Annotated in this window: 18 protein-coding genes; all 18 read right to left on the reverse strand. The window is 69.1% G+C overall.

The annotated features are described in order from the left end of the window. Positions 1-468: periplasmic heavy metal sensor (locus Q7V15_RS08855; protein ID WP_304755155.1), on the reverse strand; the 468-nt coding region annotated here is incomplete at its 3' end. Continuing rightward, complete coding sequence (locus Q7V15_RS08860) at positions 468-890, reverse strand: hypothetical protein (protein ID WP_304755156.1); 423 nt, start codon at positions 888-890, stop codon at positions 468-470. The genes Q7V15_RS08855 and Q7V15_RS08860, both read right to left, overlap by 1 nt. Before the next feature lie 25 nt (positions 891-915). Then, positions 916-1,461: an RNA polymerase sigma factor gene (locus Q7V15_RS08865; RefSeq protein WP_304755158.1), complete on the reverse strand. Its 546-nt coding sequence runs from the start codon at positions 1,459-1,461 to the stop codon at positions 916-918. Positions 1,462-1,502: 41 nt separating this feature from the next. Further along, positions 1,503-1,934: an EF-hand domain-containing protein gene (locus Q7V15_RS08870; RefSeq protein WP_304755160.1), complete on the reverse strand. Its 432-nt coding sequence runs from the start codon at positions 1,932-1,934 to the stop codon at positions 1,503-1,505. A 62-nt stretch (positions 1,935-1,996) separates the two neighbouring features. Next, a complete protein-coding gene (locus tag Q7V15_RS08875) occupies positions 1,997-4,897 on the reverse strand; it encodes a bifunctional [glutamine synthetase] adenylyltransferase/[glutamine synthetase]-adenylyl-L-tyrosine phosphorylase (protein WP_304755161.1) in 2,901 nt (966 codons plus the stop codon). A gap of 63 nt (positions 4,898-4,960) precedes the next feature. Then, on the reverse strand, positions 4,961-6,361 hold the full coding sequence (locus Q7V15_RS08880) for a HAMP domain-containing sensor histidine kinase (protein ID WP_304755162.1): 1,401 nt from the start codon (positions 6,359-6,361) through the stop codon (positions 4,961-4,963). An 11-nt stretch (positions 6,362-6,372) separates the two neighbouring features. Beyond that, the gene (locus Q7V15_RS08885; protein WP_304755163.1) at positions 6,373-7,044 is read right to left on the reverse strand and encodes a response regulator transcription factor; all 672 of its coding nucleotides are present in this window, start codon (positions 7,042-7,044) and stop codon (positions 6,373-6,375) included. Between the two features lie 28 nt (positions 7,045-7,072). After that, complete coding sequence (locus Q7V15_RS08890) at positions 7,073-8,620, reverse strand: Do family serine endopeptidase (protein WP_304755164.1); 1,548 nt, start codon at positions 8,618-8,620, stop codon at positions 7,073-7,075. A 148-nt stretch (positions 8,621-8,768) separates the two neighbouring features. Then, positions 8,769-9,221: a cytochrome c-type biogenesis protein gene (locus tag Q7V15_RS08895; protein WP_304755165.1), complete on the reverse strand. Its 453-nt coding sequence runs from the start codon at positions 9,219-9,221 to the stop codon at positions 8,769-8,771. Further along, positions 9,218-11,239, reverse strand: coding sequence for a heme lyase CcmF/NrfE family subunit (locus Q7V15_RS08900; RefSeq protein ID WP_304755167.1), 2,022 nt, complete (start codon positions 11,237-11,239; stop codon positions 9,218-9,220). The genes Q7V15_RS08895 and Q7V15_RS08900 overlap by 4 nt, the downstream gene beginning before the upstream one ends. Further along, entirely contained in the window at positions 11,236-11,757 is a 522-nt protein-coding gene (gene ccmE, locus Q7V15_RS08905; protein ID WP_304755168.1) for a cytochrome c maturation protein CcmE, read from the reverse strand. The genes Q7V15_RS08900 and ccmE overlap by 4 nt, the downstream gene beginning before the upstream one ends. Continuing rightward, positions 11,754-12,839: a c-type cytochrome biogenesis protein CcmI gene (gene ccmI, locus Q7V15_RS08910; protein ID WP_304755170.1), complete on the reverse strand. Its 1,086-nt coding sequence runs from the start codon at positions 12,837-12,839 to the stop codon at positions 11,754-11,756. Before ccmI ends, ccmE begins: the two co-directional genes overlap by 4 nt. Before the next feature lie 57 nt (positions 12,840-12,896). Continuing rightward, positions 12,897-14,192 (reverse strand): hypothetical protein, encoded by a 1,296-nt coding sequence (locus tag Q7V15_RS08915; protein WP_304755171.1) that lies wholly within the window; start codon positions 14,190-14,192, stop codon positions 12,897-12,899. A 158-nt stretch (positions 14,193-14,350) separates the two neighbouring features. After that, positions 14,351-15,739, reverse strand: a complete 1,389-nt coding sequence (locus tag Q7V15_RS08920) for an ATP-binding protein (protein WP_304755172.1) — start codon at positions 15,737-15,739, stop codon at positions 14,351-14,353. Positions 15,740-15,758: 19 nt separating this feature from the next. Next, positions 15,759-16,445: a response regulator transcription factor gene (locus tag Q7V15_RS08925; RefSeq protein ID WP_304755174.1), complete on the reverse strand. Its 687-nt coding sequence runs from the start codon at positions 16,443-16,445 to the stop codon at positions 15,759-15,761. A 25-nt stretch (positions 16,446-16,470) separates the two neighbouring features. Continuing rightward, on the reverse strand, positions 16,471-16,806 hold the full coding sequence (locus Q7V15_RS08930) for a PepSY domain-containing protein (RefSeq protein ID WP_304755175.1): 336 nt from the start codon (positions 16,804-16,806) through the stop codon (positions 16,471-16,473). A gap of 95 nt (positions 16,807-16,901) precedes the next feature. Beyond that, the gene (locus Q7V15_RS08935) at positions 16,902-17,837 is read right to left on the reverse strand and encodes a J domain-containing protein (RefSeq protein ID WP_304755176.1); all 936 of its coding nucleotides are present in this window, start codon (positions 17,835-17,837) and stop codon (positions 16,902-16,904) included. 116 nt (positions 17,838-17,953) lie between these two features. Next, positions 17,954-18,421: a YcgN family cysteine cluster protein gene (locus Q7V15_RS08940; protein ID WP_304755178.1), complete on the reverse strand. Its 468-nt coding sequence runs from the start codon at positions 18,419-18,421 to the stop codon at positions 17,954-17,956. Positions 18,422-18,435 lie beyond the last annotated feature (14 nt).

Raw genomic sequence — 18,435 nt, forward strand, 5'->3', positions numbered from 1 at the left:
GCCTCGCCCTTCCCCACGGCGCGCAGGCGGACGCGAGAGCGCCCCGGCCAGAGCCTGGCGTTCCTCCAGGCTGAGGTCGGCGGCGAAATCGACGATGCGGCTCTCCAGGCGGCTGCGGGCCTGGGCCTCAATAGCCTGGGCGCTGGCCAGGGCTCGCCTGACGGCGGCGGGATCATAGGGGTCGGCGGCGAGGTCGCCCCAAGCCGCACGCCGGGCCTCACCAGCCCGCATCAGCGAGCGGCCCACCTCGCGGGTTTCCCCACGCAGGGCCTGTCGATAGGCGTCCTGCCGCGCCTCTGGCAGGGCCGAGGCGGCGGAGAAAATCGGCGGCGGACCTGGGCGCATGGCGTTCATCCTCCCTTCGGACATTCGGACCCCGATCACCAGTCCGCCCACAACAGCGCCGATAGCGAACAGATTGACCGCCAGGGAGACGAACAGGGCGATGGTCAGGCTGCGCTGCGACATCAGACGTCTCCCACCAGATCGACATCCAGGGTGTCATAGGCGCTCACCGCCGCCGTGATCACCTCGAGTTCGCCGATGGGTGCGACGGCCCCCGACACCACGACTCCGGCCATGACGCCGGCGACGCCGGCGGCCATGAGCCCCGCTCCCAGGCTGGTGCGCCACAGCCATCCCCGCCAGGGCGGAGCCCGCTCAGCCGGCGCGCAGGCCAGGATCGCCGCCTGAAGGTTCGCACTCGCGGCCGGAACGCGCCAGGCGTCCAGCGCCCAGTCCAGGTCGCTCTCGCGCGCCAGTACAGTCGCCGCCGCCTCCGGCGTCGTCGACATCAGCAGGGTGGCGTCCTCACGCTCATCGGCCGGCCAGCGGGACACATCGCCCCCATAGGCCTCGGCGAGGGCGGCGAACCTGTCCAGATCCATCATCGGTCCTTCCTTCATCCGAGCGCACTCACCGCATGTCGGCCAGAGCGCCGCGCAGGGCGCGCCGACCGCGGGACAATAGGCTCTCCAGGGCTTCGACGCTGACTCCCATCAGGCCTGCGGCCTCGATGTTGCCCAGCTCCTGATAGTGACAGAGCACAACGGCTTCCCGCTGCCGGTCCGGCAGGCGGGCCATGGCGGCGGCCACCCGGGAGCCCACCTCGGCAGCCTCCAGACCCCGATCGGGGGCTGGCCCCTCGTCGATCTGCTCGGGCGGGAATTCGGTGGGAATCTCCCGGCGACGGCGCAGCCGATCGTAACAGAGGTTCAGCGCCACCCGGTGCAACCAGGTGTCGAACCGGGCCGCGCCCGGCCGCCATTTGGGCGCCTGACGCCAGGCGCGGACAAAGACCTCCTGGGCCACATCCTCGGCCTCGGCGCCATCCCCCAACATCCGCTGAGCTAGGCCATTGATCCGTGGAAGCTTGCGGGCCATCAGGGCGCGCACGGCCGTGGGGTCGCCCAGGGCCACCCGGCCCAGCAGTTCCTCGTCCGGGTCGGTCGCAGCCGCCAAGCCTCACCTCGCCCGCGCCATGGCCGGGCCCTGTCGGTTGATCACGATCCGCCACTCGGGAGACTCTGACGAAGACTGGTGAGCTCGGCCCGGTCAAGTATGCCGTCCTTATCGGCGTCATTCGCCGCAAAGCGGCGCTCGGCGCTGGCCTCGATCTCGGCGCGGGTGATGACGCCATCGCGGTTGGCGTCGAGGCGAGTCCAGATATCCGCCGCCTGAGCGGCCCCGGCAGATCCGCGGAACCGCCGCGCCATATTCTCCATCGGCTTGAATTCGGCCCGGGTGATCTGACCGTCCCGGTTCTTGTCGAAAGCCTGCAGCATGGAGTCGGCCTGGCTCTTGCGGAACTCGGCCAGGGTGACCTTGCCATCCTTGTTCAGGTCAGGATCTGGGGCGCGGCCCATCATCTGTGCGTGAACGGGCGTGCTCAGCAGGGCAAGCGCCAGGGCGCTGAACAGAAGCTTGCGATACATGGGCGACCTCCGGGAGTGGCGCATTCAAGGGGTTGAACGCAGCGTCACGCCATTTCCGTCGATCAAGGTTGCACCAGCATTTCATAGGCTGTCCGCGCCGCCTTGCGGGCGGACTCCAGCCGGGGCCGGACCTTTCGGAAATCGCTTTCCCCAGCGGCTCTGGCCATCAGTCGTCGGAAGGCGGTGGGTTCCTGCGAGGGATCTGCCCCATCCTCCAGGGCGACCTTGATCAGCTGGGTGAGGTTCTGCTGCAGACGCCAGGCGTCCTCCAGGACCTCCAGCGGCTCGGCCGGACCCAGGCCCGCCTCCCGGAAGGCCGCCAGGGCGCGGGCCGTATGGGGATGGAGGCGACCGCCGTCGGCGGCGTGGGCCAGCTGCAGGAACTGGGCGGCGAACTCCACGTCCACCAGCCCCCCCCGGGCCAGTTTCATGTCCCAGAGCCCCTTGGCCGGTCGCTCCTTCTCCAGCAGGGCGCGCATGGCGCGGACATCCCGGGCGAGCGCCTTGCGATCCCTTGGTCGACGCAGAGCCGCCTCAATGAGGCCTGTAGCCTCCTCAGCAAAGGCCGGCGTGCTGGCCCACACCACGCGGGCCCGGGTGAGCGCCAGGAACTCCCAGGTCTCGGCCTCTCCGGCGTAATAGGCCTCAAAGGCCGAATGGCTCACCGCCACGGGCCCCTGGGTGCCCGACGGCCGCAGCTGCATGTCGACCTCATACAGGCCGCCCTCAGCCGTCGGCAGGGACAGGGCGGCGATCAACCTTTGGGTGAAGCGACCATAGAAGGTCTCGGCCCCCCACCCTTTCAGGCTCGACATGGCGCGGGGATCATCGGCCCGATACAGGGTCATCAGGTCGAGGTCGGACGAGGCGGTCATCTCCCGCGAGCCGCACTTGCCCAGCGCCACGACCGCCACCTGGCCTGGAAAGGCCCCGCCCAGCCGTTCAGCCTCGGCCAGGGCGGCCGGCGCCAGGGTGCGGATACAGAGATAGGCCAGATCGGCGAATCCCCGGCCGACCCGTTCGGCGCTGGCCACACCGCTCATCACCTGGACACCCAGGCGGAAGGCCTGCTCGCGATGAACCCGGCGTACGGCGTCCATGACGGCCTCAAACCCGTCGGCCCGGGAGACGGCGATCGCCATCACGCCTTCGTCCTCGGCGGGATCGATCTCGGCGAAGAAATCCCCATCGACCAGGGCGTCGATGGCCGCGGGTCGCCGCGCCAGGGTGGCGGCCAGTTTCGGGGCGAAGGCCAGAACCTGAACCAGCAGTTCAAACAGCTTCGGATTGGCCAGGAACAGGGACTGGATCTGCACCCCCGATGACAGGCTGGCGAAGAAGTCGCTAAACCGGTTGAAGGCGGCGTTGGGCGCGCCGGTGGCGTTGGCCGCCTCCAGCAGGCGCGGGGCCAGCCGGGTGAACAGCTCCCGTCCCCGTTCGGTACGGGTGGCCGGAATGCGGCCGTGGTGCCAGGCGCGGATGGTCTGGGAGACCTGTAGCGGATTGTCGAAGCCCATGCGCGACAGGGTCTTCAGGGTCGCGGGATCATCGTCGACCCCAGTGAAAATCAGGCTGCCAAAGGTGGAAGACAGGGGCTCTTCGTCGGGAAACAGTTCGCCATAGCGACGGTTGACCGTCTTCAAAACCCCGGTGATGGCTGCGTCGAACCCCTTGACCGACTCATGGCCAAACAGGGCCGCCACTCGGGCGCGCTCTCCATCGGCTTCGGGCAGGCGGTGGGTCTGTTCGTCAGCGACCATCTGCACCCGGTGCTCGACGGCGCGCAGCGCGTGGTAGGCGTCATGCAGTTCCTCCGCCGCCTCACGTGTCACGTGCCCGGCCTCGGTCAGGGCCTGGAGCGCCTCCAGGGTGCGCATTCCCCGCAACTCGGGATTCCGACCTCCCAGAATGAGCTGTTGGGTCTGGACGTAAAACTCGATCTCGCGGATGCCGCCCCGGCCAAGCTTGAGGTCGGCGCCCTTGGCCGTCAGCCGGTCGTCGACCTTGTGCACATGGATCTGACGCTTGATCGAATGGATGTCGGCGATGGCGGCGAAGTCGAGATTCTTGCGCCAGATGAAGGGGGCGAGTTCGTCGATAAAGGCCTGGGCCCGCGGCAGGTCGCCCCCGCAGGCCCGCGCCTTGATGAAGGCCGCCCGCTCCCAGTTCTGCCCTACGGTCTCATAATATTCGAAGGCCGCCGTGACCGACACCGCCAGGGGGGTCGATGAGGGGTCTGGCCGCAGTCTCAGGTCCACCCGGAAGACATAGCCCTCCTCGGTCCGGTCGTTGAGCAGGGCGGCGACAGCCTGGGTCAGCCGCACGGCGAAGGCGCGAGCCTCGACTCCCTCGGCCACCGGCAGCCGGTCGGGCTCGTAGAAGACCGATATGTCGATATCGCTGGAATAGTTGAGCTCGAAGGCGCCCTGCTTGCCCATGGCCAGGCAGAACCAGCCTGGAACCGGACCCTCGGCGCCCTGCCCCACCGCTGTCAGACGGCCCGCGGCGACCTCGGCCCGCGCGGTCACCCTCAGGGCGGCGGCCAGGGCCGCGTCAGCAAACTGGGTGAGCGCGCCGGTGACGGCGTCCAGGTCCCAGACGCCGCCCAGGTCAGCCAGGGCGATCTGCAGATGGGCCTCGGCCTTGAGCCGGCGCAGTTCAGGTCCCGCCTCCGCGGCGGTCTCCAGTTCGCCCGTGGCGGCGGTGCGCGCCAGGAGATCGACGAAGCGTGTCTCGGGGTCGCCAGTCAGTATGTCCCGCAGCCTGGAGGGCGCCCGCCGGGCGAGACCGGCGAGATAGGGCGAGGCGGCGAACACGGGGGCCAGGGCCGGCCAGGTCCGGTCAAGCAGATCGAGCCAGCCTTCCGCCAGTGCGGCGGGCGCCAGCATCTCCCGGGCCCGTTCGGCGGCTTTCGGATCAACAACGGGGCCGCAGGGGCGAAGCGAGTCAGCTAGCTGGGTCATGAGGCCAGTTTGGGCGGTCGCGGCCATCTGAGGCAAATCGCTGGTCGTATTTCCGGCGACCCTTCATGCTGGAGGCAGGATCACCGCCACCCGCAGGCCTGGGCCGATCTCGCCCACCTTGCCCGGGCCCTCGGACAGTTCCACCCGCCCGCCATGGGCCTCGGCCACGGCCGCCACCAGGGACAGACCCAGGCCCGCGCCCGGTTGGTTGCGGCTGTTTTCCAGGCGGACGAAACGCTCCACGACCCGCTCTCGATCAGCCTCAGGCACCCCGGGGCCGGTGTCAGTCACCGAGAACTCCACCTCGCCCGACGAGCGTCGACGGACCCGCAGCATGATGGCGCCGCCCTTGGGGGTGTACTTGATGGCGTTGTCCATCAGATTGGCCAGGGCTTGGGCCATGAACTCCCGGTTCGCCCGAATGCTCAACCCCCTGGCCAGCTCGGCCTTGAAATCGAGCCCGTCATCCTCGCACAGGGGCTCGTAGAGCTCGCAGATGTCGGCGGCCAGGTCGGCCGGATCGAACACCACCGGATCAGGGGCGGTCCCGGCGGCCTGCAGTCGGGCGATGGCCAGGACGGCGCCAAAGGTCTTCAGCACGCCGTCGGTGTCGTCGATCGCCTGAGCAAAGGCCGCCTGCGGATCACCGCGGCCAGCCTCCAGGTCCAGGAACGAGGCTTCAAGCCGGGCGCGGAGGCGGGTCAGGGGCGAGCGCAGGTCATGGGCGATGGCGTCGCCGGTGTGTTTGTGGCCGGCCATGGACCGCTCCAGGCGGTCCAGCATCTCGTTCAGACCGACCGCCAGCTCATCCAGTTCGTCGCGGGTTCCTCGCACTGGAGCGCGGGCGCTGAGGTCGCCATTGCGCACCGCGTCCACCACGGTGTTGAGCCCGAGCATCGAGCGGCTGACATTTCGGCTGACGACCACCCCGCCGGCGAGGCCCAGCACGATGATCAGGGCGCCCGCCCCCCAGAGGGCGCGGACGATCTTGACCACATAGGCTTCATCCTCGGCCACATCGGCGCCGACGAACAGGATCTCGCCGCCCGAGAGCCGCTCCTGAAGACCCCGGGCTGGCCGGTTGATCTCCCGGCCCTGAACGTCGAATTCCGTCACCCGGAAGCTGGTCCAGGTCGCCTCTCCGTTGAAGGACTCTAGGGGCGACTCTTCGATGGAGCCAGAGATCAGGGCCCCGTCCGGCCGCATCAGCAGGTAGAGATAGGGACGTTCGCTGGCGGCCCGCTCGATCAGGGCCTGGTTCAAGGCGTCGGCGCCGGCCCGCCCATAGGCGCTCTGCAGGGTGCGCATTTCCCGGGTGATCAGCTGATCGACGCGACGGGTCGCCTCCCCGGCGGTGGCCACATAGATATAGGCCAGGAAGGCGCTGGCCGAGGCTGCGAACAGGGCCAGGAACAGCAGGGTCAGCCGGAATGGCGTGGTGCGGAAGATGCGCGGCAGGCGCATGTCAGCGCCCCTTATGCGTCGAGCCGGTAGCCCGCGCCGCGCACCGTCTGCAGCATCGGCCGGTCAAAGCCCTTGTCGATCTTGGACCGCAGCCGGGAGACGTGGACGTCGATGACATTGGTCTGAGGATCGAAGTGATATTCCCAGACTTTTTCCAGCAGCATGGTCCGCGTCACCGCCTGGCCGGCATGGCGCATCATGAACTCCAGGAGCTGGAACTCCCGGGGCTGGAGATCGATCTCCTGGCCCTGGCGGTGGACCGTGCGGCCGATCAGGTCCATCTCCAGCTCGCCGACCCGCAGCAGAGTCTGGACCGACCCCGTCTCGCGTCGCCGGGCCAGGGCCTCGACCCGGGCGATGAGCTCGGCGAAAGCGTATGGCTTGACCAGATAGTCGTCGCCGCCGGCCTTCAGGCCATCCACCCGGTCGTTGATCTCACCGAGGGCCGACAGGAACAGGACTGGCGTCTGGTCGCCCTCACGGCGGAGGGTCTCCACCAAGGTCACGCCATCCATCTTGGGCATCATGCGGTCGACGATCATCACGTCGAACTCGCCCTGGCGAGCCTGATCCAGCCCGGCCTCGCCGTCGGCGGCGGAGACGCAGTCATGGCCGCTTTCGGTCAGGCCACGGGCCATGACGGCGGCGGCCTCCAGGTCGTCCTCAACAATCAGAATCCGCATGCCCGCCCCCGTGGATATCGACGCAAGCCTACCGCGCGATATCCAGCGGAAGGAAGAGGGTGCGGCCATCGCGATTGACGCCGATCAGGACGCTGGGCCGGCCGGCCTTCTGAGCCGCATCGACCTCGGCCGCCAGATCACTGGCCGCGGCGACGGCGCGGCTATTTGCCCGCACGATCACATCTCCCCGACGAAGCCCCTTGCGGGCCGCGTCCGAGGAGGACGCAAGCGCGGTGACCACCACCCCACGGATCTCCGCGGCGATGCCGAAGGTGCGACGGGCCGCATCATCGATCGGCGCCAGGGACATGCCCAGAACTTCCGGATATTCCGGCTGGGCGGGCGCCTGTCCGCGGGGAGTCGAGCGTGATCCGCTATTGTCGTTGGCCGCGAGTTCACGCTCATTCGGGCGCACGCCCGAGCGGACCTGAATGGTGCGGCGGGCGCCGCCGCGGATGACTTCGAGGCGCAGATTGTCGCCAGCGGTGGCCTTGGCCACTTCACGGGTCAGCTCCGAGGAGGTGCGAACCGCCACACCGTTCACCGAGATGACCACGTCGCCAGCCTGCAGACCGGCGCGGGCCGAGGGGCCGCCCGGGACGGTGTCGGAAACGATGGCGCCGCGCTGATCGCCGAGCCCTTGAGCCTCGGCCATCTCGCGGGTGTAGTTCTGGATGGTCGCGCCGATATAGCCGCGGGTCACGCCGCCGCTGGCGATCAGTTGCTTGGTGATCGTGTCGGCCGTGGCCGCCGGAATGGCGAACCCGATCCCCACCGAGCCCCCAGAGGGGGAGAAGATCGCCGTATTGACCCCGATCACCCGGCCATAGATGTCAAAGGTGGGCCCGCCGGAGTTTCCCCGGTTGATGGGCGCGTCGATCTGGATGAAGTCGACAAAGGTCTCGCCGATGTCGCGGCCATAGGCCGAGACGATCCCCGAGGTGGCCGTGGCGGTCAGACCGAAGGGATTGCCCACGGCGATCACCCAGTCCCCGACCCGGGGCAAGGCGGTGTTCTCAAAGCTCACATAGGGGAAGTTGGCCCCCTTGACCTTGAGGACCGCGAGATCGGTGGCTTCGTCGCGGCCGACAATCTCGGCGACGAGTTCGCGTTCGTCCTTCAGGACGACCTTGATCTCCTCGGCGTTCTCGACGACGTGGTTGTTGGTGACGATGTAGCCATCCGCCGAGATGAAGAAGCCGGAGCCCGCAGACATCTGGGTCGGACCCGGCTGTTCCTCTTCGTCTTCCGGCGTCGCGCCACGGGGCGCGCGGGGGATGATGCCGAAGGGCAGGCCCTCAAAGCCCGGAATCTGACGCAGGGCGCGCGCATCGGCGCGGGAGGTCACATTGACCGAGACCACCGCCGGGGACACCTGTTCGAAGATGTCGGCGAAGGACAGGGGCGCCCCGGGGGGCGGCGCAAAGACCGGCGCCGTCGAGGCGCGGATCACCGGCATGGACGGCCCTGACTTCTCCGCCATGGGCAGTTGCACATCGGTGGCCGCCAGGGCGGCTGCGGCGACGCCGATGCCAGCGACGGCGCCGAGAAGATATCCGGTCTTCTTAGAGGTCATAGGCCTTCGATTCCTTGCGGGCTCTTGGGGTCATAGCACATGCCCGCCCTCCCCTAGCTAGGATGGATGCGCCGAAGCGCAACCGATCTCAACTTACCAATTGGAAAGCTCTAGCATCGGTTCGCGGCGGCTATGAGGCTAATTGTGGTCAGGTTTCATCCTGGCGCAGGCGGGCCAGGGCCTCGGACTCAGCGCCAGTCAGCTCGGGTTCGGGCGGCGGCGTGCGCCAGCGACTGGCCAGCATTCCGCCCCCCGCCAGCACCACCAGGAACGGGATCAGCCAGAGCGCCGCATTGGCCCAGCTGAACCTGGGCTTGAGCAGGACGTACTCTCCGTAGCGGTCTGTGAGGAAGCGGCGGACTTCGACATCGGTGCGCCCTTGGGCCACCTCCTGGCGGACGATGGCCCGCAGGTCCTGCGCCAGTTCGGCGTTGGAGGCGTCAATCGACTCGTTCTGGCAGACCAGGCAGCGCACCTCCTTGAAGAGGGCCCTGGCCCGGGCCTCCTGGCCCGGATCGGCCAGACGCTCAGTGGGGTCGGAGGCCGCGCCCAGACAAAGGACGGCGCAGGCCACCACCAGCCATCGGGCCAGGCCGCTCACGCCTGCCCTCCCACGGGCCCGGGCGCCGCCGCCGGGGCCGGAGCGACGGGGGCGGCGCGGCGCCCGGCGACCAGCCGCAGGCGACGGTCCGAAAGCGAGATCGCTCCGCCCAGGGCCATCAGGCCGGGGCCAAGGAAGATCAGCAGAGCCCAGGGATTCCAGTAGCCGGTCACCAGCCAGACCGGCCCCCCGTCGGCGGCCTGCCGACGCTCGCCCAGGACCACATAGAGATGGCTGAGACCACGGGTGCAGATGGCCACCTCCGATGTGGTCTGGCCGCCGGCGGAATACTGGCGGCGTTCAGGCTGAGCCATGCAGGCGAGGGTTCCGTCGGGCGCGAGGGCGCGCAGGGTGGCCTGCTCGGCCTCATAGTTCGGCCCCTGAACCGGCGCCACATCCTCCAGGACCAGGACATAACCGGCCACCTCCAGGCGCTGGCCTAGGGCCAGAACCTCGGCGGTCTCGGCCTTCCAGGTGGTTTCGAACACGGCCCCGAGAACGAAAACGCCGAGCCCCGCATGGGCCAGCGTCATGCCCCAGGCGCCCCGGGGCAGGCCGCCCAGGCGGCGCAGGGCCTCCGCCCCCGGAACGCGGAATAGACGGATACGCTCGGCCACCTCGGTCAATGACCCGATGATCAGCCAGACCCCGAGGGCGAGACCCGCGGCCCCAAACAGGCTGCGAGGCTCAACCAGGGCCAGGGTCGCCACAGCCGCGACGGCGGCCAGCAGGGCGGCGACCCACAGCCTTTGCAGGGCCGCCCCGGCGTCGGCCCGCTTCCAGGCCAGCAGTGGCCCGGCCGGCAGCAGGAGCAGCAGGATGAACATCAGGGGCGTGAAGGTCAGATTGAAGTAGGGCGGGCCCACCGAGATGGCCTCTCCGGCGATGGCTTCGCGGATCAGGGGATAGAGGGTTCCCAACAGAACGGTGGCCGTGGCCGCCGCCAGCAGGATGTTGTTGAGCACCAGGGCGCTTTCGCGACTGATCGGGGCGAAGAGCCCGCCCCGGGCCATGGCCGGCGCCCGCCAGGCGAACAGCGCAAAGCCCAGCCCCGCCGTCACCCCCAGGATGGTCAGCAGCAGGACGCCCCGGGTCGGATCGACCGCAAAGGCGTGAACCGAGGTCAGCACGCCCGAACGCACCAGGAAGGCCCCGAGCATCGAGAAGGTGAAGCCGCCGAGCGCCAGAAAAATGGTCCAGCCCGGCAGGGCGCCGCGCCGCTCGGTGACCACGGCCGAGTGCAGCAGGGCCGTGGCGATCAGCCAGGGCATGAAGCTGGCGTTCTCCACCGGATCCCAGAACCACCAGCCCCCCCAGCCCAGCTCGTAATAGGCCCAGAAGGCGCCGAGCGTGATGCCGATGGTGAGCGCGCTCCAGGCGGCCAGGGTCCAGGGCCGAACCCAGCGGGCCCAGGCGGCGTCGGCGCGGCCTTCGACAAGGGCGGCGATGGCCAGGGAGAAGACCACTGACAGGCCCACATAGCCCACATACAGGAAGGGCGGATGCAGGATCAGGGCCGGGTCCTGCAGCAGAGGATTGAGCGAACGTCCCTCCACCGGCGGGTCGGTCAGCCGCCAGAACGGATTGGAGGCGAACACCGTATAGGCCAGGAAGGCGATCCCGAGGGCGCCCTGGGTCGCCACCGCCACAGACTTCAGTCCCGCCGAGAGTCCGCGACCATAGCCTGCCAGCAAGGCGCCGAATCCGGTCAGGGCCAGGCACCACAGGAGCATCGAGCCCTCGTGGCTGCCCCAGGCGCCGCCGACCTTGTAGAGCATCGGCTTGGCGCTGTGAGAATTGGCCGTCACGTTGGCGACGCTGAAATCCGACACCACGAAGGCGTAGACCAGGGCGGCGAAGGACACCGCCAGGGCGGCGAAGGCCGAAATGGCCGCCGCCTCCCCGACCGCCGCCAGAACCGGCGCCCGGCGGATACGGGCCAGGGCCGAGGCCACTGTCTGCAAAACGGACAGGACCAGGGACAGCACCAGGGCGAAGGCGCCGATCTCGACGATCATTGGCCTGCGCCTGCGCCATAGGGGCCGGTGACCGGGTCCCGGGGGTCGGGCTCGCGCGCCGCGCCGTCGCCGCGCCACTCCCCCTGTTCCCTCAGGGCGTTCTGCAGGTCGCGGGGCATGTAGGTCTCATCGTGCTTGGCCAGCAGGCGCCGGGCCTCGAACACCCCGTCCTCACGGAAGGCGCCGGTGGCCACGACCCCTTGCCCCTCGCGGAAGAGATCCGGCGGATCCCCCTGGAAGACGACGGGGGCGACGGCGATCTGATCGGCCACCACGAACTCCAGCCGGCCATCGGGATGCTTGACCACGCTGCCCCCCTGGACCAGCCCGCCGAGTTGGATCGTCCGGCCAGGCTCAGGCCGGGTCTCCTGGGCCTGGGCCGGTGTGTAGAAGTACGAGATCGAATCCGACAAGCCCCACAGGGTCAGGCCGACGGCGAGCGCCAGGACGGGCGCAACCGCTGACAGGACCACCAGCCGCCGCCGGGCCTTCCGGGACTTGGGCAACCAACCGCTCATGGCATGGGCTCCGCAGCCGCCGCCTGGGTCAGCTGTGACAGGATCTGGGGATTATCGGCATAGCGCGCACGGGCCTGGGACAGCGCGGCGTCGCGGCGGGCCGCATCGCCCAGCACCCCATAGGAGCGGACCAGCCGCACCCAACCCTCGGGGTCATCCGGCTCGACGGCCAGCCGCGCGGCCAGGCCCTCGACCATGGCCAGGATCTCAGCCGCCCCTACGGTCGCGGCCGCAGACGGCGTCGGCCTGGGGCCCGCCGAGACATCGGCGATGGCCGCCTGCAGGACCGGACGACGGGGATCGGCCATGGGGAGATCGGCCAGCAGGCTCCGCCATTCGGCCAGGCCTTGGGCGACCTCGCCAGCTTCAATCCGGCCGCGGGCCAGATGGAACCGGGCGGTGGCGGCCTGTGGGTCCTGTTCCAGGGCTCGCTGGAAGGCGGCCGCCGCCTGGGGGGTCACCTCGCCCTCTGCGGCCACCATGAGGGCTTCGCCCAGGGATTCCCAAAGATCGGCCCTGTCGGGCGCAAGACGCAAAGCCTGGCGCAGGGCGCGGGCGGCGGCGGCGGCGTCGCCTGACGCCATCTCGGCGATCGCCAGAAATCGCAAGGGCTCCGGATCGCTTGGCCGCTCCTGGGTGACCGAGCGCAGCACCGCGGCCATGCGCGGCGCGTCGAGCTGGGTCGGCGGAGCCGCCCGCCACTGGTCCAGCCTCTGGGCGTAGGGTTGATCGCCATATCCGGGGGAGCCCGTGGCGAGATACAGGCCGAGCGCCGCGACCGGCGCCGCCGCCGCCAGGGCCACCAAGGTCCGACGGCCGCCCATGGTCGCCGTCCAGGCCGGCCCCGAGGCGTCGGCGGCCGACAGCAGTCGGCGAGCAGCCTCGGCATGGGCGCTGCGGCGCTCATCCGCAGCGATCAGGCCCCGGTCGGCCAGGTCCTCGATTTCGGCGAGTTGGCGCTGATAGAGGGGCAACGTCGAATCGCCGGTCTCACCGCTCGCAGCCGCCCGGGCGGCGCGGTGCAGGATAAGACCCGCAATGGCGGCGGAAATCACCCCAACCGCAATCCAGAAGACGATCATGGCCGCCGTTTAAACCAAAGCCTGGCCCCACGCGAGGGGTCTGGCCAGGCCGCGACGTCAGATCGCGGCGAGTCTGCGACGCAGGATGTCGGCGGCCTGTCGATCCCTGGCCAGGGCGACCAGCTCGATCGCCGCGTTCAACAGGGCGCGGGCCACCTCCGGATCGGGGGCGTCCCCCTGCTTCAGGTGGTCCAGGGCGTCCTCGGTGAAGGTGTCCAGCTGAACATCCAGGTCCTCCAGCACCTTGGTGCGGGCCGCAGCGAACCCCCCATAGTTGGCCGCCCCGCGGATTTCCTGGCTGAAGGCCACCAGGGTCTTGGCCTTCTGCAGGGCCTGGGAATCGGGGGGCGAGGTCAGGCGGGCGGCGTCCTTCGACACCCGGCCCATCCAGACCTGCGTCAGGGGTATAACGGCGTCTACGGCCTTGGGGATTTCCCGCAGCCGGCCTTCCACGAGCCGGGCCAGGGCGGTCTTCTGCTTGGCCAGGCGGCCGCCCCAGGGGCCTTGGCGGGCGAGTTCGACATTGCCCTCAAGCTCCGCGATCTGGGCGGTCACCTTGTCAATCGCCTGGGCGGCGGCGCGCACGGCGTTCATGCCGCCCGTGGTGTCAAACTGCTCGACCTCAGCGAGGCCAGCATCCACCCCGTCCAGGACGCGCAGGCCAAACTCAGCCAGCTCAGATCCCGCCAGATAGGCCTCCGGCGGCTTGTCCATCACCGCGCTGATCAGGCGCAGCACCATCCAGGGATGGGTGAGATGCGCCGCCAGCATTTCAAAGAAGCGGGGACCGGCGTCCTCGGCGATCTCGACCGAGTCCTTGTAGGCGATGCGCGCCAGGGCGGCGTCCTCGTCCGTCACCCGCTGAATCCACCTCGGCAGGCGCCCGACAGCGGCGCGTACGACTGGAACCATCTCGAGGCATTCGGCCAGAAGCATGGCGCCGCCAGGGCGCGCCGCATCGGCCAGTTCGGCGGCGGCGGCGAACTTCGGATGGTTGCGGTCGCGCACACCGCAGGCGGCGCGCCGGGCCAGGATATCGAAGGGCTCGGGAGAGCTCTGGTCGGCCTGAAATTCCTCAAACAGGGCTGCGGCCCGGCCAACCTCGTGGGTGGCCTGGTCGCGCAGGCCCCGCCAGACCAGGGCCAGCGACCGGGCCGGAAAGGTCAGGCGTTCGGTGCGGCCGTCGCCGACACAGAGCGGTGTAATGGGATGCAGGACCGCATTGCGTAGCTGGCGGTCCCGAGCTTCGGTTTCGACCAGCATCCGCACGTCGACGAGGCCTGAGTCTCCCCCAGCCCCGGACAGGGCGCCGCGCAGGTCGCCCACCACCCGGTCGGGCGCGGACTCGACCATATGTCTGAGAATAGCCAGCTTCTGTTCGGGCAATCCGCCCATTCGATCCCCTCGATGCGCCAACGCAGCACGGGTCCGACCCTGCCCCAGGGTCGGTTAAGGCTTCCCTTAACCCTACCGGCGCGATCTGCGGTGTGACGCCGCCTGGAGGCGAAGCCTCAGGTTTCGGCCCGGGGCAGGTCGATCACCACCGACAGGCCGCCGAGCTTGGCGTCATCCAGGCGGAGATCCCCCCCATAGGCCCTGGCCAGCTCGTCGATGATGGACAGGCCCAGACCAGACCCGGGCGCGCTCTCATCAAGGCGCGCCCCACGACGCAGCACTTCGGGGCGGCGTTCGGCCGGCAGGCCCGGCCCGTCGTCGTCAACGCTCAGCCGCAGACGGTCGCCCGAGAGGACAACGGCGCGGACCCGCACCCGACCCAGACACCATTGGGCGGCGTTTTCCATGGCGTTGCCGGCGATCTCCAGCAGGTCCTGGCGCTCCCCCTGGAAAAACAGGTCCTCGTCACAGTCCCAGTCAATGTCGACGCCCTTGTCCTGGAAGATGCGCGACAGGGTGCGGGCCAGTTCGTCAAGGACATCGGCGACGTCGGTGCGCTCGCCCCGCCCCGGTGTGCGGGCGGCGGCCCTGGCCCGGCGCAGGTGGTGGTCCACCTGCTGGCGCATCACCTCGGCCTGGCGCTCGACCACCTCGCCGAGCGGGCCTGGGGTCTGGCGGGATTCTGTGAGCATCACCGACAGCGGGGTCTTCAGCGCATGAGCCAGATTGCCCACATGGGTGCGTTGGCGCTCGACGACCTCCTGGTTGTGGCTGACCAGGGCGTTCAGCTCCTCGGCCAGGGGCTCCAGCTCGATGGGATAGCGGCCGGCGATCCGCTCGGCCTTGCCCCGGCGGACCTCGGCCACTTCGCGCCTCAGGGCGAACAGGGGACGCAGGCCGAATCGGACCTGGAAAACCACCGCCCCCACCAGACCAGCCCCCAACAGCAGGAAGGCCAGGGCCGTGGCGGTGATGAAGCCCCGGACGTCCTGGTCAATGGGCGAACGGTCCTCAGCGGCCATGAAGATCAGCGGCGCCTCGCGCCCCGGCAGGGTGGCCCGGCTGGCCATGGCCCGCAGGGGCTGGCTGATCGGGCCCGGCGTCTCATAGATGACCGGGCGGCCGGGACTGGCTTCCAGCCGGGCGACCAGATCCTCCGGCGCCACGAGCTCAGCGTCCCAGAGCGAACGCGAACGGACAATGATCCGCCACTGACCATCCGGCAGGGGCTCGACCACCTGCCAGTAACGGCCGGAATAGGCGCGGAGCGCGCGCAGGTCGGTGAGGGCCGGCGCCAGGACCTGGCCCGCCTCGTCCACCGTGGTGCCGGCCAGCAAATTGTCGATCAGCTCGGCCAAGCCCTCGTCGAAGCGGCGCAGGGCCGCCTGCTGGAACAGCAGCGACAGCACCAGGGCTGAGACCAGCAGAACGGTCAGACTCCAGCCGGCCGCCAGAATGACCAGGCGGCGGACCAGGGACGATTTGCGAAAGCCGTCCAGCTTCACAGGCCCGGCCGAGGGGCGCTCAAGAGGCGCTCGCCTCGGTTTCCTCGGCTGGGCAGGTCAGGCGATAGCCCAGGCCGCGGACCGTCTCGATGCGGTCGGCGCCGATCTTCTTGCGGATGCGGCCGACGAAAACTTCGATGGTGTTGGAATCGCGGTCGAAGTCCTGGTCATAGAGATGCTCGACCAGCTCGGTGCGGCTGATCACCCGGCCCTGATGCATCATCAGATAGTGCAGAAGCCTGTATTCCAGCGAGGTCAGACGCAGGGGTTCGCCATTGACCGAGGCCCGGGCCGCCCGAGGGTCCAGCCGCAGGCCGCCGCAGGTTAGGTTCGGGGCCGCATGGCCGGCCGAACGGCGCAGCAGGGCGCGCAGGCGGGCCAGCAGCTCCTCGGTATGGAAGGGCTTGGTCAGATAGTCGTCGGCGCCGGCGTCGAAGCCCGCCACCTTCTCGCTCCAGGCCCCCCGGGCGGTGAGGATCAGCACAGGGGTCGCCATCTCCCCGCGACGCCAGCGCTCGAGCACCGAGACCCCGTCCACCTTGGGCAGGCCAAGATCGAGGATCACCGCGTCATAGGGCTCGGTCTCGCCCAGGAACTGCGCCTCTTCGCCGTCCGGCGCATGGTCGACGGCATAGCCGGCGTCCGAAAGCGCGCCCTTCAGCTGGCGCGACAGGTCGGGATCGTCCTCGACTAGCAGGATGCGCATGAGGTTCAGCTCCCCTTCGGTGTGCTCAGCCGCCCTGGCGGCCGATAATGGTCCCGGACTCGGCGTCAGCGATAAAGATGATCACCTGTCCGCCCGGCGTCTGCCATTGCACGAAATAGGCTGGCCGACCGTTGTGTGATCCCTGGGTGGTGTTGAGATGGCGGCCGGGGGTGCGCTGGGCGATGGCCGACAGCACCTGCGACAGGGGCGCCTGGCGGCCCGCTCGGACGGCGGCGCGGGCGTCATCCTGATCGGCGCGACCGGCCCCGAAGGACGAGCGCATGTCCGCGCCATACTGAGCCTGCGCCACGCCAGGCGCGGCGGCGGCCATCAGGGCGGCGATGAGGACAAGGTGTTTCATGGACCCCGATCTAGGCTTGGGCGACTGAACCGTGGCTGAACGCTGCAGCAAGAAAACGAGCAGACCTCGCCTCACCTTAGCGCGCCGACAGGCCCCTAGCCACGACGCCGAGGGCCGGCCTTGGGCGCATAGGGCCGCTTGGCCCGCCAGGTTTCGGCGAATTTGATGAGTTCAGCGTCCGGGGTGTCCGGCAAGGTGACCACCAGCCGCGCCAGCAGGTCGCCGCGACGTCCCGTCGCATCGGGCATGCCCCGGCCCTTCAAGCGCAACATCGCGCCGGAATTGGCGCCGGGCGGGACCGTCAGGGTCACCTGGCCTTCGGGGGTCGGCGCCTCGACCTTGCCCCCCAGGACCGCATCATAGACGCTGACCGGCAGGTCCATCACCAGCCGGTCGCCCTCCAGGTGGAAGATGGGATGGGGGCGGATGTTGAGTTCTATGAAGGCGTCGCCCGGCCCGCCGCGTCCCGGCGCGCCCTGGCCCTTGAGGCGCAAGGTCTGCCCCTCGCCCGCCCCCTTGGGAATGGTCACATCGATGGTGCGGCCATCGGAGAAGGCGATCCGCTTCTTGCCCCCGGCGATGGCCTCTTCCAGATCGATTTCCAGCTTGGCGCGAACATCGCCGCCGCGGGCGAAGCCGCCGCCAAAGCCAGCCCCCGGTCCCCGGGGTCCGCCGCGGGCGCCGAACATCTCGCCCAGGATGTCGCCAAGATCGACCCCGTCAAAGGTCTCGGCCCGGTTCTGACCGCGGCGGCCGCCGTCGAAGCCGCCGGGGCTCCAACCGGCGCCATAGCCCCGGCCGGTTTCATGGCCATCGGCGTCAATCTCACCGGCGTCGAATTTCTTGCGTTTGTCGGGGTCGCCCAGGATGTCGAAGGCGGCGCTCACCCGTTTGAATCGCTCCTCTGCGGCGGCGTCACCCGGATTTGCGTCGGGGTGATGCTTCTTGGCCAGGTTGCGGAAAGCCTTGCGGATCTCGTCCTCGCCCGCGCCGCGGGGTACGCCCAGTTCCTGGTAGGGATCGCGCGCCAAGGGGATGACCTCATTTCTCGTCGGTAGTCTTATGGGCTCTAGATTGTGCAGGCCGCCAAGTCACGCAAGTGGGCATGTGACAAATATATCACAATTACTGTGTCGCGAAGAGCGCGTCAGTCGCCGCTGCGATCCTCAAGCAGGTCCCAGGCGGCGTAGGCCCAGGCGTCTTCGGGGTCTGAGAGCTCAGCCTCACTGAGGGTCTGGCCACGGATCGAGACGCCCGCCTCGTGCACGCTTTCAGGATCGCCGGTGAGAAGCGGGTGCCAGGCTGGCAGGTCCTTCCCCTCATGCAGTCGACGATAGGCGCAACTCAAGGGCATCCAGGGCAGCTTGGCGATGTTGCCCGGCGTCAGCTTGATGCAATCGGGCACATGCTTTCGCCGTTCAGCATAGTTGGAACAGGCGCAGGTCTCCGGATCGAACAGCCGACAATGCACGCGGGTGGGGATAACCTGACCGCTGTCCTCGTCCTCAAAGCGAACCAGGCAGCACAGGCCGCAGCCATCGCATAGGCTCTCCCACTCCTGAGCCGTCATCTGTTCGAGGGACTTGGCGCGCCAAAAGGGTTTGTGCCTGCTCACGCGACCGTCCTAAA

The organism is Phenylobacterium sp. (assembly GCF_030651755.1).
Classification (GTDB): Bacteria; Pseudomonadota; Alphaproteobacteria; order Caulobacterales; family Caulobacteraceae; genus Phenylobacterium.

What these genes read in the sequence shown, in the direction of transcription:
- Q7V15_RS08930 (WP_304755175.1), bottom strand. Translation starts at nt 16,806, where the DNA reads ATGAAACACCTTGTCCTCATCGCCGCCCTGATGGCCGCCGCCGCGCCT.
- Q7V15_RS08860 (WP_304755156.1), bottom strand. Translation starts at nt 890, where the DNA reads ATGATGGATCTGGACAGGTTCGCCGCCCTCGCCGAGGCCTATGGGGGC.
- ccmI (WP_304755170.1), bottom strand. Translation starts at nt 12,839, where the DNA reads ATGATCGTCTTCTGGATTGCGGTTGGGGTGATTTCCGCCGCCATTGCG.
- Q7V15_RS08890 (WP_304755164.1), bottom strand. Translation starts at nt 8,620, where the DNA reads ATGACCTCTAAGAAGACCGGATATCTTCTCGGCGCCGTCGCTGGCATC.
- ccmE (WP_304755168.1), bottom strand. Translation starts at nt 11,757, where the DNA reads ATGAGCGGTTGGTTGCCCAAGTCCCGGAAGGCCCGGCGGCGGCTGGTG.
- Q7V15_RS08900 (WP_304755167.1), bottom strand. Translation starts at nt 11,239, where the DNA reads ATGATCGTCGAGATCGGCGCCTTCGCCCTGGTGCTGTCCCTGGTCCTG.
- Q7V15_RS08885 (WP_304755163.1), bottom strand. Translation starts at nt 7,044, where the DNA reads ATGCGGATTCTGATTGTTGAGGACGACCTGGAGGCCGCCGCCGTCATG.
- Q7V15_RS08875 (WP_304755161.1), bottom strand. Translation starts at nt 4,897, where the DNA reads ATGACCCAGCTAGCTGACTCGCTTCGCCCCTGCGGCCCCGTTGTTGAT.
- Q7V15_RS08915 (WP_304755171.1), bottom strand. Translation starts at nt 14,192, where the DNA reads ATGGTCGAGTCCGCGCCCGACCGGGTGGTGGGCGACCTGCGCGGCGCC.
- Q7V15_RS08870 (WP_304755160.1), bottom strand. Translation starts at nt 1,934, where the DNA reads ATGTATCGCAAGCTTCTGTTCAGCGCCCTGGCGCTTGCCCTGCTGAGC.
- Q7V15_RS08925 (WP_304755174.1), bottom strand. Translation starts at nt 16,445, where the DNA reads ATGCGCATCCTGCTAGTCGAGGACGATCCCGACCTGTCGCGCCAGCTG.
- Q7V15_RS08880 (WP_304755162.1), bottom strand. Translation starts at nt 6,361, where the DNA reads ATGCGCCTGCCGCGCATCTTCCGCACCACGCCATTCCGGCTGACCCTG.